This window comes from Collinsella sp. AM31-2AC (genome assembly GCF_003469285.1).
Taxonomy (GTDB): domain Bacteria; phylum Actinomycetota; class Coriobacteriia; order Coriobacteriales; family Coriobacteriaceae; genus Collinsella; species Collinsella aerofaciens_AT.
On the sequence record NZ_QSJB01000015.1, the window covers coordinates 13,906 to 30,264 of the forward strand.

Below are 16,359 nucleotides of genomic sequence, written 5' to 3' on the forward strand. Positions count from 1 at the left end.
CATATGAAGCACTTTGACCATATCGTATTTGACGTTGATGGGACATTGGCAGATACAGAAGAAAGCGTTCTATCATCGCTTGTCCAGATTGTCCAAGAAGAGACCGGCAAAACGCTCCCCCGACACGAGCTTGAATTTGCCCTCGGCATACCCGGCAAGGATGCCCTTGAGAAACTTGGAATCTACTCGCAGGCAACGTTGGATCGCTGGTGCCAAGTTGCCGCCAGCTTTAAAAGCACCATCAGCGTGTTTCCAGGTTTGCTTGAAGTCATCGCAACACTCGCCGATAGCGGCTGCAAACTTGGCATCGTCTCCTCACGTGCGCGCGACGAATACACAAAAGAAATTGCACCCCTTGGTTTCGATAAGTATTTTGAGCACATCATCCTTGTCGAAGACACAACCGAACATAAACCCGCACCCGCACCCATGCTCGAATATCTCCGGCGTACGGGCGCGAATCCTGGCAACGTCGTCTACGTTGGCGACACCGTCTACGACGAACAATGCGCAACTTCGGCAGGGGTCAGTTTTGCCAGAGCGGCATGGGGATCACACCAAGACATCCCAAACGCCACCTACAACCTCAAAACCCCCAACGACCTACTAACCCTAACAACCAAATAACCCACGCGTCCCACCCTTTCAGCCCCAACACCACAAGGGCGATTGAGCAGAACGGCTTGGGCGGGTCCCCGTACTTAGTTTCCAAAATCATTCCGCAGCGCGAAGGCTTCTTATTATTTTCCGCCCTAACGCCACAAGGGCGACGACCTCGAGTAGGTCAACCTGGGAGGGACGAGGGCTTAGTTCCCCAATCTTTCCGCAGGGGGCAAAAAGCCTCGCCGCACGAAGTGCGCAGCGAGGCTTTTTGCATGCCCGAGGACGATTGGGGAACTAAGCCCCCGTCCCTCCCCGGGATATGTAGCGAGTCGGAGTACCCTTGCTGTTACTCTGCCTTGCCCACAGAGTTGAGGTTGGTCATGCGGATCTTAACCAGCTCGGTGATCTCGCGCATGCCCTCCTTGGCCGGCTTCTTGGGATCGAAGCAGGCGGGGTTCTCGGCCATGTAGGCCATGAAGCCCTTGGTGAAGGCCTGACGCAGCTCGGTAGCGTAGTTAACCTTGCAGATGCCGTTCTTCACGGCCTCGGCAACCTGCTCATCGGGCACACCGGAGGTGCCGTGCAGGACCAGCGGCACGTCGACGGCGTCGCGGATGGCCTTGACCACGGACTGCTCGATGTGCGGATCGCTCGTGTACACGCCGTGGCTGGTGCCAACGCCAATAGCGAGGGAGGTGCAGCCAGTGCGCTCGACGAACTCCTTGGCCTCGGCAGGATCGGTGTAGGGGCTCTCGCCCTCAACCGCGGGACCGTCGTCCTCCTTGCCGCCGACCTTGCCGAGCTCAGCCTCGACGGGCACGCCCATGGCGCGGCCAGCATCGGCGACGGACTTGGTCAGGGCGATGTTGTCCTCGAAGGACTCGTGCGAGCCGTCAATCATAACGGAGGTGTAGCCCGTGCGGAAAGCCTGCATGCAGCGGTCATAGCCATCGCCGTGATCGAGGTGCAGAGCGACGGGCACGGAAGCGCGCTCGGCGGCAGCCTTGACCATGCCGTAGAAGTAGTCCAGACCAGCGGTCTTGATGGTGCCCGGGGTGGTCTGCATGATGACGGGGGACTTGGTCTCCTCGGCAGCGGCCAGAACGGCCATAACAAACTCGAGGTTCTCGACGTTGAACGCGCCGACGGCGTAGTGGCCGGCCTGAGCGTCCTTGAGCATCTTTTCGGTGGTAACAAGTGCCATGAGCGTTTGCTCCTCTCCCTCGCCCGCATCTGGACATCGGGCGTAGTTGTTCACAAGGCGTTTTACCTTGCGTTTTGCTGCGCTCATTGTATGAAATTCAGCGGCTTTGCACGTGCGAGATATTGTCATCGCGCGAGGTTCAACCTTCATTTTTGAAAAGCAAACGGAAGGGATCGAACCCGAGCGCGCGTGTTCGATATTGAGTTTTGAGCCTTGATCGTCTTTCTTTTATAGAAAAGATAAGTAATCGAAAGGTATTTTCTTACTCAAAAAGAAAATGAACGAAAATAGAGTCAACACAATTCCTGCAAATTTCAGACGATGATGGAGCAGATATGGCCCACGCAACAACCCGAGCTTTCGCCGACGAGCGTCGTTCCGCCATCATGGAGATGCTCGAGCATAACGCCTCGGTGCAGGTAGCAGAAATCGCCCAGACCTTTGGCGTGTCCTCCGTCACCGCCCGAGCCGACCTGGACGCGCTCGCCGAAGCAGGCAAGCTGCGCCGCACGCATGGCGGTGCCGTATCGCTCCACAAACGCCTGACCGTTTCCACGCAGGATCGCCGCATCAATGTCAACGTCGCCGCCAAGCAGGCCATCGCGCAAAGCGCCATTGAACTCGTCGGCAATGGTGACACGCTGCTCGTCGACTCGGGCACCACGGCGCTCGAGTTTGTCCGGCTCCTCGACCAGCGCGATGGCATCACCGTCATCACGGCCGACATTACCATTGCCGATTACATCGACGAGAGCATGCCCTCGGTCGATGTCGTCATGCTGGGCGGGGCACTGCGCAAAGGTCATCGCTATCTGTACGGACCGCTCACCATGCAGGCGCTCCAAATGGTCCATGCCGACCTTGCCGTCATGTGCCCCGGCGCTTTTGTTCCCGGCTGCGGCTTTACGACCGACTTTCCGCAGATGGCCGAGACCAAAACAGCCATGATCTCCGCCGCCCGTCAAGGCGTTGCCCTCATGGACGCCAGCAAGGTCAACGGACGCGGCATGTACCGCTTTGCCGAGCTAATCGACGTCAACGCCATCGTGATGGACCGTGACCCCGATCACGCCGTCGCCACCTCAATCGCCGAGATCGTCGACAACGCCCGCCCAAATCTCCTCATCGCCGGCGCTTAAACAAAAACCACCACAAAGGTGCCTGTCCCCTTTGTGGTGGTTTGAGCGTTAAAAGTGAACGTGTCGTTACTTGGAGAGCTCGTCAGCGAGGGCCTCGATCTGAGCGCGCGAGGCGTCGTTGAGCGAACCCAGGACAGTCACCTTGTTCTGCGTCAGGGTGATGTCCTTCATACCCTCGAGCTCCTTGGTCATTACCTTGGCGGCAGTGGGCGCCCAGGAACCGGCCTCGACAAGCGCCACGGTACGGTTCTGGTAGGCATGCTCGGCAAGCGTGTGGATAAAGGTGCTCATGAACGGGAAGATCTCGCCCTGATAGGTAATGGAAGCGAGTACCAGACGGTCATAGCGGAACGCATCCTCAACGGCCTCGGCCATGTCGTCGCGAGCCAAGTCAAAAACGGAGACCTTCTGGCCGCGGGCCTCGAGCGCAGATGCGAGCTCATCGACGGCGGCCTTCAGGTGGCCGTAGACGCTCGCGTAGGCAATGGTGATTCCCTCGTCCTCGGGCTGATAGCTCGACCAGGTGTTGTAGGTGTCGAGGTAGTAGCCCAGGTTCTCGGTTAGCACGGGGCCATGGAGCGGACAGATAACCTGGATGTCCAGATCGGCGGCCTTCTTGAGCACGGCCTGCACAAACTTGCCGAACTTGCCGACGATGCCAAAGTAGTAACGGCGCGCCTCGCAGGCCCACCCTTCCGGATCCTCGATGTCGTTGGCGCCAAACTTGCCAAAGCCGTCGGCACTAAAGAGCACCTTGTCGGTGGCCTCGTAAGAGAACAGCACCTCGGGCCAGTGCACGTTGGGAGCGCCGACAAACGTTAGGCTGTGACTGCCCAGATCGAGCACGTCGCCCTCTTTGACGACCATCTTGCGCTCGGGGTAGTCGGTGCCAAAGTAGTTGACCATCATGCGGAAGGCGCCCATGCTAGCCACAATCTGTGCCTGGGGATAGCGCTCCATAAAGGCAGCGATGCCAGCGGAGTGATCGGGCTCCATATGGTGAACGACCAGGTAGTCGGGCGTGCGGCCGTCGAGTACGGTCTCGAGGTTGCCGAGCCACTCGTCGACAAATCCGCCATCGACCGAATCGGCGACAGCGATCTTCTCGCCCAAGATAACGTAGCTGTTGTATGCCATACCGTTCTCGGACACGTCGTACTGGCCCTCGAACAGGTCGATGTCATGATCGTCAACGCCAATGTAGCGGATATCCTTGGTGATCTCCATCAGGCAAAGCCTCCTAGATAGACAAATGAACCCGTCTATCATAGCACTCGCCTTCATAGTCACGGCTATCTGCCGGCATCCTTACCGATTGTTATTGATATGCAACGCCGAGCCGTTGACCTGCGAAAACTATGCGCGCGGCGCTGCCGTGGTGTGTCGAACGATGAGCTGACCGGGAATACGAATGGCGACGGTTTTGTCCGATGCCCCCGCCTTGGGAACTGCGCGCTCGAACACCTCGCGCCCGCGCTGATGCAGATCGAATCGAACGGTCGTGAGCTCGTTATGTGCGACAAAGTCGTCGAGCGAGTCATCGACGCCCACCACGCTCACGTCCTCGGGCACGCGCAAGCCGCTGTCGCGCAGCGCGGCGATAGCGCCGTTTGCCATTTGGTCGTTTGCCGCGTAAATCGCCGTCATGGTGCGGTCGTGCTCAGCCAGGTACCGAGCGGCCTCGTAGCCGCTGTTGGCAGACCAGTCGCCCTCGAGTGGTGCCTGCGGCTTAATGTGTTTACGCTCGAGTGCATCCTGCCAGCCAGCACGGCGAAACTGCTCGTCAACCGAGAAGGACGGACCGCCGATAAAGCGAATCTGCTCGTGTTCCAGCTCAAACAGATGATCCATGAGCAGCAGCGAGCAACCGTAATGATCGGAGTCGACTGTGGTCACCCGCGGGTGCGCATACATGGTGACGATAACCGTGCCAATACCCGGCAACGGATCGAATGTCTCAAAATCGGGCGCCATACGACTCATGCCGATAATGATGCCGTCGACGGGTAGCGCAGCCATACGACGCGTTGCCTCGGCAAGCGAGAACTCCTCGGTCTTGGACATCTCGACCAGCGTGATGGCGCAGCCACGCTCGCGGGCCGCGCTGGCAATGCCGTCGATCATCGTAAGGTTGCCAAACTTGGTGACATCGTTGACGCACAGGCCGACCGAATGGTAACGGCCGTCGCGCAGCGAACGACCGGCATAACTCGGACGGAAGCCGAGCTCTTGCATAGCGGCTTGCACGCGCTGGCGCGTCTGCTCGTTAACGTTGGGCAAGCCGTTGGCGACGCGCGAAACCGTCTGCTGCGAAACGCCAGCAGCGCGGGCGACGTCGGCCATGGAGACCGGACGCGTACCTGTATCGTTGGACGGGCGCCTTGCCACAGGATCACCTTCACCCTTGCGAGATCTGAATAGCGTGAATGCCGGCCCGGCCAGAAATACATCCCGCGCCGAGGCCCGCTATCGTCGGACGCATGTTAACGTACTCTACTTTTTCTATCAGCGCCTCTTCTGCTTTATAAGTCCATACGGCAGTACCGTTCACGGCTGAATTTCTACCGATTACCAGATTCTCAAAAAGTGATAAGTGTTGTGTTATGAGTACGTTAACATAGCCCGTAACGTGCGGCATCGTAGATGCTGAGTTTATGCCGCTTCAGATTGTTAACGTACTCACTACGACGGAAAACTCGTCAGTATGCGCCAAGGAAAGGACCCTCATGACCACCCCCGACGAAAAGACACTCGCCACGCTCACCAAGCTGTTTGAGGAGGAGTTTGGCCCCATCGGCGATCGCCAGGTGCTCTATGTGCACGCGCCCGGCCGTTCCGAGATCAGCGGCAACCACACCGATCACGAGGGCGGTCACGTTATCGCCGGCTCGCTCGATGTCGCCGTCGACGGCATCGCCGTGGCAACCGATTCCAACAAGGTCCGCGTCGCCGACGAGGGCTATCCTACGTTTGAGATCACGCTCGACACGCTGGATGTCCAGGAGTCCGAGAAGGGCACGTCCGCAAGCCTCGTGCGCGGTATGGCCCACGAAATCGCTGCTCTGGGCGTTGAGCCCCAGGGCTTCGACTTTGCCTTTACCTGCTCCGTCCCCTCGGGCGGCGGCCTTTCCAGCTCTGCCGCCGTCGAGGCCGCGTACGGCCGTGCCATGGAGACGCTCTGGGGCGCGCCCGCCATTGAGCCCGTCACGCTCGCTCAGATGAGCCAGCGAACCGAGAACAACTACTACGGCAAGCCCTGCGGTCTTATGGACCAAGCCGCCGTGTGCCTGGGCGGCCTCGCCTACATGGACTTTGAGGACCAGGCTCAGCCTAAGACCCAGAAGCTCGAGCTCAACTTTGAGGATCACGGCTATGCGCTCGTGCTCGTCAAGGTCGGCGCCGACCATGTGGCAGCCACCGACGACTACGCCGCTGTTCCGCGCGAGATGCAGGACGTCGCCGCCGAGTTTGGCAAGGCACGCCTGTGCGAGGTAAACGTGGCGGACTTTGACGCCAAGCTCCCCGAGCTGCGCGCCAAGCTGGGCGACCGCGCCTGCCTGCGCGCCGTTCATTACTGGTACGAGAACGGCCTGGTCGATAAGCGCTGGGCGGCCCTGAACGCCGGCGACATTGACCAGTTCCTGGTCCTGACGCGTGAGTCCGGCGCCAGCTCCGCCATGTACCTGCAGAATGTTGTTGCCAAACTGGGTGCCGAGCAGCCTTCCATGTACGCGCTTGCTCTTGCCGAGCACGTGCTCGACGGCCGCGGCGCCGTGCGTATCCACGGCGGCGGCTTTGGCGGCACCATCCAGGCCTTCGTGCCGCTCGACCTCGTCGACACCTTCATTGCCAAGATGAACGACTGGCTGGGCGAGGACTCTGCCCGCCACTACGCGATTTCTGACAAGGGGGCTTACGCGGCATGGCTGTAATGACTGATGTGCGCGAAGCTGCGCAGAGCCTGATCGAATACGCCATCCATCGGTCTATGGTCGGCCAGGACGATCGCATCTGGGCCTACAACACTATTCTGGAGCGCATTGGTGCCACGGGTCCGGCGCTCGACATGGCCTGGGCGCTCCAGGTTGAGAAACTCTCGCTCTTGCACCCCAATACCCTGCCCGACTTTGATCTTGAAGGCACGCTTGCCGCGCTTTCCGAGGCCGCCGTTACCAACGGTGCCGCCGAGGACACGGCGTCAGGCCGCGACCGCATCGCCATGCGCATCATGGGTGCGCTCATGCCGAGGCCTTCGGTTGTAAACGAGGAGTTCAACGGACGCATGGGCGTCAACGAGCCCCGCGCCGCAACCGACTGGTTCTACGGCCTGTGCTGCGACGCCGGCTACGTGCGCCGCGCCGCCATCGCGCGCAACATCAAATGGAGCACCCCCACCAACTGGGGCGATCTTGAGATCACCATCAACCTGTCCAAGCCCGAGAAGGACCCGCGCGATATCGCCGCGGCAGGTGCCGCCAAGAACACGGGCGAGAAGTATCCCGCCTGCCAGCTCTGCATCGAAAACGAGGGCTATCCCGGACGCTCCGCCGCAGCCGACGGCGGCGCTCACCCCGCTCGCCAAAACCTGCGCATTATCCCCATCCAGCTCAACGGCGAGCGCTGGGGTTTCCAGTACAGCCCGTACGCGTACTTTAACGAGCACTGCATTGCCATGAGCTCCGAGCATCGTCCGATGCACGTCGACCGCAAGAGCCTGACCTGCCTGCTCGACTTTGTGGACCTGTTCCCGCATTACTTCATCGGCTCCAACGCCGACCTGCCTATCGTGGGCGGCTCGATTCTGTCGCACGACCACTTCCAGGGCGGCGCGCACGAGTTCCCCATGATGCATGCCGCCGAGGTCTCGCAGTTTAGCGTGCCCGGTTTTGGCCAGGTCACCGGCACTGTGCTGCAGTGGCCGCTCTCGGTGCTGCGCCTGCGCTCGCATGACCGCGCTCAGCTGCTCGACGCTGCCGAGAAGATTATCCTCGCCTGGCGCGAGTGGACCGACGAGTCTGTGGGCGTTATCGCGCACACGGCCGACGGCGTAGCGCACAACACCGTGACGCCCGTCATCCGCCGCGTCGACTCCCGCGGCAATGCCGGCGGCGAGATCTACGAGGCCTACCTGGCGCTTCGTTGCAACATCACGACCGACGAGCACCCGCTGGGCGTGTTCCACCCGCATGCCGAGTTTCACCATATTAAGAAGGAGAACATCGGCCTGATCGAGGTCATGGGCCTGGCCATTTTGCCGCCGCGTCTGGTTCCCGAGCTCGGCGCTGTCCGCGAGCACCTGCTGGCGGCCAAAGCCGATACCAGCTACGACCTTGCCGGCGCGCTCGAGGGCGACGACCTCTGCCGTAGCCATGCCGCGTGGGCCGAGGATGTCTATGCCCGCCGCGCCGACGAGCTTACGGCGGATAGCGCCATCGGCATCCTGCACGAGGAAGTCGGCGTAGTGTTTGGCCACGTGCTCGACAACGCCGGCGTCTTTAAGTGGGACGAAGCCGGCCGCGCCGCCCAGCAGCGCTTTATCGACTCACTGTAATGATCCCTTGGGGACGGAGGAAAACGGACTATTTCGTCTTCAAGACAACGGCGCCCGCCGGCAACATCGCCGACGGGCGCCGTTTTTGAGTGTAGCCATTGGGGACGTTCTTAAACGACCAGTCATTAAAGAGCGTCCCCAACGACTAATGACTCGAGCGTGGAAAATCTCCCACTTTGAGCTCGCATGGGCACCAAAAGCAGGAGATTATCCACGCTCATTCTATTAGGAGTCGCAACCGCTACAACTCTACGACCTCAACGTTGCTGTAGATCTCGTCCCAGCGGTCCATGACCAGGTGGCCGGTCTTGGGATCCATGGCGTTGAGCTTACCGCAGGTATTGGCGGTCTTGAGCACCGTGACGTCGTCGGCACCAGCAGCAATGGCATGCGCAAAACCGGCGATGGTCGAGTCGCCGGAACCCGTTGCGTTCACAGCCGCAATCGCGGGCGTCTTGGCGCGGAACGCGCGACCCTCATGGAAGCCCACCGAACCGGCAGCGCCCATCGAAACGACAACCCAGGGAATACCGGCAAAACGGCCATCGGCAGCAAGCGCCTTACGCAGGGCATCGACATCATCGGTCGTAAAGGACGTGCCCAGCAGGCCGTTAATCTCGGTCAGGTTGGGTTTTACGAGCTCAGGCTTAGCGTCGGACTCCAGCGCAGCCTCCAGCGATGCACCCGAGGTGTCGAGCAGCACCTTGGCGCCCGCCTCCTCGGCGATCTTGACGAGCTCGGCATAGTAGCCGGCATCGACGCCACGCGGCAGCGAGCCCGAAAGCGTCACGACGTCCGCCTTCGCTGCAAGCTCGGCGAACTTGGCCGTAAAGGCCTCGAGCTCGGCCGGGGCGATTTGCGGGCCGCTCTCCAGCAGCTCGGTCTGATTACCCTCGTGCAGAATATTCAGGCAAATGCGCGTCTCACCGGCGATGGGCACAAAGTCGTTCTTGACGCCGTCGGCATCCATAAGCTCGGCCATATAGGCACCCATGTGGCCGCCAAGCAGACCAGTCGCGAGCACGTCGTCTCCCAGTTGCAGCAGCACGCGGCTCACGTTGAGGCCCTTGCCGCCAGCGGTCTTTTCGGGCGTCACACGGTTAACGTCGTCAATGACCAGCTTGTCGAGCTGATAGCGCGTATCAATCGACGGGTTCATGGTAACGGTCAGAATCATATTGAACTCCTGTTTAGAAAACCGGCCCGCGCCCCCTCACAGAAACGCGAGCCGTCAATTGAAAAGATGCAGAATGCCGGGTACCGCCAAGAGCAAAGCGCTCAAGCCAAGCAAGCAAACGTGTTATCGGAGCAGCTTACCGAACCAGAAAGCTTCGCAACAAAAGGGGCAACCTCACAGGCACCCTCAACGTCAGCGAGCGGCGCCCAGGTGCCGCAGATCGCCGCGAAAGAGGAGCGACGCGTACTTCATGCACGCGAGCGACGGTTTGAGCGGCGAGATGGGGTGCCTGAGCGTCGCGCAGCGTCGACCCGTTACGCGGTTTGGTAAAACCGCGTAACCTCCTTAGTCATGGTATTCGCCGCGGTCCCACTTCTCGAGGAACTCGTCAAAGAAGTGCGGGTCAGCCTGAGCCTCGGCATCGGCCTTATTGCAAGCGTCGATCTTGGCGATCAGGGCATCGTGCTCGGGGGACTTCTCGTAGGGCTCCTCCAGGAAGGCAAGCATGATGTCGGCCATCAGGAACTCGCCGGTAATCTTGCCGCCAAAGCCCACGATGTTGGCGTTGAGCTCGCGACGGGCATACAGGGCAGAGGTCATGTCGCGGACCAGGGCGCAGCGAGCGCCGGGGACCTTGTTGACGGCGTTGGTAATGCCGATACCGGTGCCGCACAGGGCCACGCCAAAGTCGGCCTTGCCGCTGGCAACAGCCTCGCCCACGGCCTTACCGTAGATGGGATAGTGCGTACGGGTGTGGCTGTAGGTGCCGCAGTCGAGCACCTTGTAGCCAGCCTGCTCCAGGCGGTCGGCCAGATAGATCTTCTCGTCCGTAACGATATGGTCGCAACCGATTGCGATGGTCTTCTTCATCAGAACGTCCTTTCGTCTGAATTCACAAGTTGAGGTAGAAGTTCGAGTTCTCGGTGGCTCTCGTTAGGCCATCTTGTTGAGCATGTCGACGCGGATCTGGTGACGGCCGCCGGCGTACTGGGCGCGCAGGAACTCGCGGGCGATCTTCTTGGCGACCTCGGTGCCCACAACGCCCGGGCCCATGGTGACCATGCGCGAGCCGTTGTGCTCGCGGGTCATGTAGGCGGAACGCTCGTCGGAAATGTTGGCGACGACCATGCCCTTGATCTTGACGGCGGCCATATAGGAGCCGACGCCGTACTTATCGAATGCGAAGCCCTGGGAATCCTTGTGCTCCAGCAGGTCCTTGGCAACGGCGGTCGCGGAATCGACAAAGTCCGCGGCAGGGGTCTCGGAATAGTCGACGACCTCGTGACCGTCGGCGATGAGCATCTCCTTGATGGACTCCTTCATCGACATACCGTCGGCATCGGAAGCGATTACAACCCTCATGACATCCTCCTTGAGAGATACGCAGGTGCGTAGTTTCTGTTTGGAAGTGTTGAATCGCGTTCAGGTCCGGGCATCTGAATGTGCGGTTCTTCACTGTTCATGTTTATTTGAACACATTCGAACAGCGACTGCAACCATTATCTGTTTATCTTTGTTCTTTTTTGAACAAATACCATTCACGCATGATTGGCGACCGTTTGAGCCCGGCGCAGACGTAGCGACCATGTGTTCAACAAACAAAAGGGCGGCCGAGAACGTGTCTCGGCCGCCCTTCTTACGGTTGATCTTCCAAAGATCGCTTTGCCGCCTACTCAGACTGCCCGCTCTTCTTGGCATGTTTGGACGGAGCGCTCAGAAAACGGCCCGTCAAATAGTTCGCCGGGCCAGAGATATCGATCCCCAGTAGCGTGTGTCCCAGCCACAGAAACGCCGCGAGCACCAGCAGCGGGATAACGCACGAGGTCACGATCATCACGATGACGCCTTCGATCAGATCGGTCACCTGCCGCACGATCTCGTCGGTCATCTGCTTGGCACCACTGGTTACCGACGTGACCAGGCTCGAGGCCCCGTCAGTCAACTGCTCGAGCACGTTTTTGGACTCCGTGGCCTCGGCCTTTTTCTTGCTTGCTTTGGAGTTATCGCTATCTGCCGCACTCGCAGCGTCCGCTGCCTTTTGCTCAGCTTGCTCAATACTTACGCGATACGTTTCATCGACCTTCTGCGACACCCATACGCTCGCGGGCACAAGCGCCATGCCGATCACGGCAACCACCAACACGCGCGTCGCCACACGGCGCAGGACGGCGCTCGTGCTCCAGCGCCCGTGAATGCCAAGCGACACCGCAAAGAGCGCCAACGCAAACGGGATTAAGATGCCCAAGCCAACCGACCACAAAATAGTCAGCAGATATTTCTCGAGGTAGAGCACGGCAAGCACGATGCCCAAGTTGCCCGAAAGCTGTGCGAGCTGCTCAGCGACCGGCGTACCCGTATCACCCGGCAGCGCGGTAATGCCCGCAGACAGCGCCACGCACGAGGCCGTGAGCGCCAGTACGTTACCTTTCTTTTGGTCGATAACCTCGATGGTGGAGTCCCAAGTCTTGGTATCGGCAAAATGCGGACGAGCCACAAAGCCCGACAGCAAGGCCAGTACCACGAGCGCAACGATGATACCGATCTGCAGCTTTTTATTTGCGCACACGACATCGGACAGGCTGGGCTGCAGTTCGGTTACCGTCGTGTGCTCGGTTATCTGGACAGGACGCCCATGAGCCATCTCGTGCGCGTCTCTTTTTTGTATTGACCCGTTATCCGGCATTTGGATACCTCCTCAGTCCGGCGTTTAATGTGAAAGGAAGTATACCCACCCAGCGAAAAACCGAACGGCAAGACGAACGGGCACCAAGACTGTCCCCAATGACTATTTCGGGATGAGTTGCGGTGGAATAGGGATTGTTTTGCGCCCGCCGGTCCCTATTCAGTCCCTATTTCACCGCAACTTGGAGGAGTGCAGAAAAAGCCCTGCCGTGGGTAGCTGCAGAGCTTTTGGAAGGGGACTTGGTTGTGAGAGCTCGTTAGGCGAGCTTAGCCTCGAGTGCGGCGATGCGCTTATAGGCATCGATGGTAAAGCGGGTCTGCTTCTCCAGGATCATGGTGGTCATGAGAGTATCCTGAGCGTGAGCCATGATGAAGGTCATCTCCATCTCGCCGCCGCCGGCCTCCTGCGACAGCAGCTTGGTCTGCGTGTCGTGAGCGCCGAGGAGTGCATCGCTGGCATCCTTGTGCAGCTGTTCGGCCTTCTCAAAATCACCCACGCGAGCAGCATCGAGCGCTGCAAGCAGATCGGTCTGGGCGTCGCCCGCGTATGCGACAATCTCGAATCCAACCATCGAGATTTCTTCTTTGGTTGCCATATTGCGTTCCTTTCACATATGAACCAACGGAGAGCATCGCGTCCGGGCATACGCGCTGCGCTGTGTATGGCAGGAACATTAACATTCAAACAAAAAAGAACAGCGCAAAACGTAATTTCGAGCTGTGAACGGTTGCTTTTCACCTGTGAACGGTTTTTAAACCAATCTGAACATTCTCGAACACAATTAGCGGCAACCCAAACAGGTCCGCACCCTAGCGTACATCGCGCACCGTATCGCCCTCGACGAGCACACCCGGAAACAGCATGTGCTCCACACCGGGTGCAGCGCCCTCGGCGCCGGCAATCTTGTCGACCGCCCACATGCCGACGCGCTTGTTGTCAAAGCGCACCGTAGCCAGGCGACGATCGGGCACGATATCGCCCAAACTATCGTCAACACCCACCACGCTTACGTCCTGGGGCACGTGCTTCCCGCGCGACTCGAGCCCGCGAATGCAGCCGTAGGCCATGGCATCGTTGGAAGCATAAATGGCTGTGCAGTTCGGATCGTCCGCAAGCACCTGGCCGGCGGCATATCCGCTCTGTGCCGTCCAATCGCCACGGACGAGTCGCGGCGGCTCAATACCATGCGCGCGCAGCGTCTCGCGCCAGCCCTCCTCGCGACGCATGCCCGAAAGCGAGCGCTCGGGACACGAGATAAAGTGCACGGTCTTGTGCCCCTGCTCCAGCAAGTACTCGACCACCTGGCGCGAGCAATCGAACTGGTCGTTATCGACTGTTGAACAGAGCGGGTGCTCCAGCATGGTAACGAGCACCGTCTGCATACCGGGCAGCGGCTCGAAGGTGCCAAAGTCCGCCGGCATGCGGTTCATAATCACAACCATGCCGTCCACCGGCAGTGCGCTCATGCGCGACGATGCGCTCTCGAGGGTATAGGGGTGTCCGTCTACTTTAGTAAGGGTGATGGCATAGCCGTGTTTGTCGGCAGCGGCGGCAAAGCCCTCCATACGGTCGAGGTTGCCGGTGCCGGTAATGTTGAACATGGCGACGCCGACAGTCTTAAACTTGCCGCGGCGCAGCGATCGACCGGCAAAATTGGGGCGATACCCCAGCTCGCGCATGGCGGCACGCACGCGCTCCTTGGTCTCGGGGCGCACGCTGGGCGAATCGTGCACCGTACGCGAGACTGTCTGCTCCGAGACGCCCGCGAGACGCGCCACGTCCTTAACGGAAACCGATTTTTTAACAGCGGCCATAGGTCGATCTTTCTATGTCAACGATGCCATCGCGGGCATCCCAACAGACAAAATGAACGCCTCCAAGTATATCCAACGCCTCTCCTGCCATACGCTCACCACCCAAAACCTACCGTTCACCGACAATCTTGCTTCCCCGAACGGCTTTTGTCGATCAAATGTTAACGTTGCCATTGTGCAAACACAGAGCCACCGGGCGGCTCAAACGTTTACGCGCAAGGAACCGACGGTTCGCAGGCACAGGAACCATCGGTTCGCGTCTTTTTTTGTGTCGCAAAATGGCAACGTCAACATTTTGGCAACCGAACGCCAAAAGTTACCATCGTTGCTAACCCACCGACTCTTAGGAGCATTGCATGGAGCAACTCATCGCCATCATCGAAAAGGGCCAACCCTTTTTCAACGCGATCGCCCGCAACAAGTACCTCAAGGCGATCCGCGACGGCTTTATCTCCGTCATCCCCATCATCATCTTCTCGTCCATCTTCTGCCTGGTAGCCTCGGTCCCCAACATCTGGGGTTTCTACTGGCCCGATGACATCAACAACGCCCTGTGGAAGTGCTACAACTACTCCATGGGCATCCTGGCCATCGCCTGCGCCGCCACCACGGCCAAGCACTTCGCCGACGCTCAGAACCGCGACCTGCCCAAGAACAACCAGATCAACTTCATCTCGTGCATGTGCGCGGCCATCATCGGCTTCTTGCTCCTTTCGAGCGACACGATCGCCACGGACGCCGACAGCGGCTTCAACACCACCTATCTTGGTTCCAAAGGCCTGCTGACTGCCTTCATCGCTGCATTTGTGACCGGCATCATCTACAAGTTCTTTATTAAGCGCAACATCACCGTCAAGATGCCCGAGCAGGTTCCGCCCAACATCTCGCAGACCTTTAAGGACATCATCCCCTTCTCCGTCTGCATCACCGTCTTTTGGGTCTTTGACATCGTCTTTCGCGCTGCTTTTGGCTTCTGCTTTGCCCAGGGCGTCATCCAGGTGTTCCAGCCCCTGTTCACCGCCGCCGACGGCTACATCGGCCTCGCTGTGATCTACGGTGCCATGAGCCTCTTCTGGTTCGTCGGCGTCCACGGCCCCTCGATCGTCGAGCCCGCCATCGCCGCCGCCCTTGTTGCCAACATGACCGACAACCTGGCTGCGTTCCAAGCTGGCCAGCACGCTTCCGCTGTCCTGACCCAGGGTGCCCAGTACTTCGTCGTCTGCATGGGCGGCACCGGTGCCACGCTCGTCCTGGTCTTCATGTTCTGCTTCCTGGCCAAGTCTCAGGAGATGCGCGCCGTCGGTAAGGCAGCCATCGTCCCGGTCTGCTTTGCCGTCAACGAGCCGCTGCTGTTCGCCGCGCCCATCGTGCTCAACCCCGTCTTCTTTGTCCCGTTTGTTTTTGCCCCGATCGCCAACATCTGGATCCTCAAGATCTTTATCGACTTCTTGGGCATGAACGGCTTTATGTACACCCTGCCCTGGACCGTCCCCGGCCCCATCGGCACCATCATGGGCTTGGGCTTCCAGCCGCTCGCCTTTGTGATGCTCGCCCTCATCCTGGTCGTCGACTTTGTCCTGTACTACCCGTTCTTCCGTGCCTATGACGCCCAGAAGTGCGCCGAGGAGGCCGAGATCTCCCAGGAGGAGCTCGCCGCCAAGAACGCCGAGAAGGCCGCCAAGCTCAACGACGCCTTCCAGGGTAAGGCCGACGCCAAGAGTGTTGCCGCCGGCGCCGCTGCCGAGGTCGTAAAGACCGACGCTGCCCCCGCTGCTGCCGCCACCGAGGCTACGGCCGCCAGCGACCTCAACGGCAAGCGCGTACTCGTGCTCTGCCAGGGCGGCGGCACTTCGGGCCTGCTCGCCAACGCACTGGCCAAGGCCGCCAAGGAGCGCGGCATCGATCTTGAGACCGCTGCCGACGCCTATGGCAACCACGTGGACATGCTTCCCGACTTTGACCTGGTCGTCCTGGCCCCGCAGGCTGCCAGCTACCTGGCCGACCTGCAGAAGGACTGCGAGCGCGTGGGCAACAAGTGCGTAGCCTGCCGCGGTAAGCAGTACATCGAACTCTCCCAGAACGGCGACAAGTCTCTCGCCTTTGTGAGCGAGCAGCTGTCGAAGTAAGTAACGCTTAGGGCCAGCCGACTATCCAAGACCGGCTGGCCCTTCGATTTAAACGATTGGAT

The 16,359-nt window shown here is 59.8% G+C and carries 14 protein-coding genes; 5 read left to right on the forward strand and 9 right to left on the reverse strand.

Going from position 1 to position 16,359, the window contains the following annotated elements; all coding sequences use genetic code 11:
* Nucleotides 1–3: 3 nt before the first annotated feature.
* Nucleotides 4–627: an HAD family hydrolase gene (locus DW796_RS07920; protein ID WP_117629872.1), complete on the forward strand. Its 624-nt coding sequence runs from the start codon at nt 4–6 to the stop codon at nt 625–627.
* A 322-nt stretch (nt 628–949) separates the two neighbouring features.
* On the opposite strand, the gene DW796_RS07925 is transcribed toward DW796_RS07920, so the two are convergent.
* Nucleotides 950–1,807, reverse strand: a complete 858-nt coding sequence (locus tag DW796_RS07925; protein WP_117629873.1) for a class II fructose-bisphosphate aldolase — start codon at nt 1,805–1,807, stop codon at nt 950–952.
* 335 nt (nt 1,808–2,142) lie between these two features.
* Here DW796_RS07925 and DW796_RS07930 point away from each other — a divergent pair, with 335 nt between their 5' ends.
* Nucleotides 2,143–2,946 carry a DeoR/GlpR family DNA-binding transcription regulator gene (locus DW796_RS07930; RefSeq protein WP_118094778.1) on the forward strand — a complete coding sequence of 268 codons (804 nt, stop codon included), beginning with the start codon at nt 2,143–2,145 and terminating at the stop codon, nt 2,944–2,946.
* A 66-nt stretch (nt 2,947–3,012) separates the two neighbouring features.
* Here DW796_RS07930 and DW796_RS07935 read toward each other — a convergent pair whose 3' ends face one another.
* Together DW796_RS07935 and DW796_RS07940 are read right to left on the reverse strand one after the other, a co-directional pair.
* On the reverse strand, nt 3,013–4,173 hold the full coding sequence (locus tag DW796_RS07935; RefSeq protein ID WP_187362392.1) for an FprA family A-type flavoprotein: 1,161 nt from the start codon (nt 4,171–4,173) through the stop codon (nt 3,013–3,015).
* A gap of 129 nt (nt 4,174–4,302) precedes the next feature.
* Nucleotides 4,303–5,289 (reverse strand): LacI family DNA-binding transcriptional regulator, encoded by a 987-nt coding sequence (locus tag DW796_RS07940; protein WP_118094799.1) that lies wholly within the window; start codon nt 5,287–5,289, stop codon nt 4,303–4,305.
* A 383-nt stretch (nt 5,290–5,672) separates the two neighbouring features.
* On the opposite strand from DW796_RS07940, the gene DW796_RS07945 reads away from it, so the two are divergent.
* Together DW796_RS07945 and DW796_RS07950 are read left to right on the forward strand one after the other, a co-directional pair.
* A complete protein-coding gene (locus tag DW796_RS07945; RefSeq protein ID WP_118094780.1) occupies nt 5,673–6,878 on the forward strand; it encodes a galactokinase family protein in 1,206 nt (401 codons plus the stop codon).
* Nucleotides 6,869–8,497, forward strand: a complete 1,629-nt coding sequence (locus DW796_RS07950; RefSeq protein ID WP_233539707.1) for a UDP-glucose--hexose-1-phosphate uridylyltransferase — start codon at nt 6,869–6,871, stop codon at nt 8,495–8,497. Before DW796_RS07945 ends, DW796_RS07950 begins: the two co-directional genes overlap by 10 nt.
* Before the next feature lie 241 nt (nt 8,498–8,738).
* Here the strand turns inward: DW796_RS07950 and DW796_RS07955 are convergent, their stop codons facing one another.
* From DW796_RS07955 to DW796_RS07980, 6 genes are all read right to left on the reverse strand, one after another.
* Nucleotides 8,739–9,674, reverse strand: a complete 936-nt coding sequence (locus DW796_RS07955) for a hexose kinase (protein ID WP_118094782.1) — start codon at nt 9,672–9,674, stop codon at nt 8,739–8,741.
* 345 nt (nt 9,675–10,019) lie between these two features.
* Complete coding sequence (lacB, locus tag DW796_RS07960; protein WP_118094783.1) at nt 10,020–10,544, reverse strand: galactose-6-phosphate isomerase subunit LacB; 525 nt, start codon at nt 10,542–10,544, stop codon at nt 10,020–10,022.
* Between the two features lie 63 nt (nt 10,545–10,607).
* Nucleotides 10,608–11,036 (reverse strand): galactose-6-phosphate isomerase subunit LacA, encoded by a 429-nt coding sequence (lacA, locus tag DW796_RS07965; protein WP_006234830.1) that lies wholly within the window; start codon nt 11,034–11,036, stop codon nt 10,608–10,610.
* A 307-nt stretch (nt 11,037–11,343) separates the two neighbouring features.
* Nucleotides 11,344–12,315 (reverse strand): hypothetical protein, encoded by a 972-nt coding sequence (locus DW796_RS07970; RefSeq protein ID WP_118094784.1) that lies wholly within the window; start codon nt 12,313–12,315, stop codon nt 11,344–11,346.
* Between the two features lie 298 nt (nt 12,316–12,613).
* Nucleotides 12,614–12,952 carry a PTS lactose/cellobiose transporter subunit IIA gene (locus DW796_RS07975; RefSeq protein ID WP_118094785.1) on the reverse strand — a complete coding sequence of 113 codons (339 nt, stop codon included), beginning with the start codon at nt 12,950–12,952 and terminating at the stop codon, nt 12,614–12,616.
* A 214-nt stretch (nt 12,953–13,166) separates the two neighbouring features.
* Nucleotides 13,167–14,171 carry a LacI family DNA-binding transcriptional regulator gene (locus DW796_RS07980; protein WP_117736091.1) on the reverse strand — a complete coding sequence of 335 codons (1,005 nt, stop codon included), beginning with the start codon at nt 14,169–14,171 and terminating at the stop codon, nt 13,167–13,169.
* A gap of 356 nt (nt 14,172–14,527) precedes the next feature.
* On the opposite strand from DW796_RS07980, the gene DW796_RS07985 reads away from it, so the two are divergent.
* Nucleotides 14,528–16,297, forward strand: coding sequence for a PTS transporter subunit EIIC (locus DW796_RS07985; protein ID WP_118094786.1), 1,770 nt, complete (start codon nt 14,528–14,530; stop codon nt 16,295–16,297).
* The last annotated feature ends 62 nt before the right edge of the window (nt 16,298–16,359 follow it).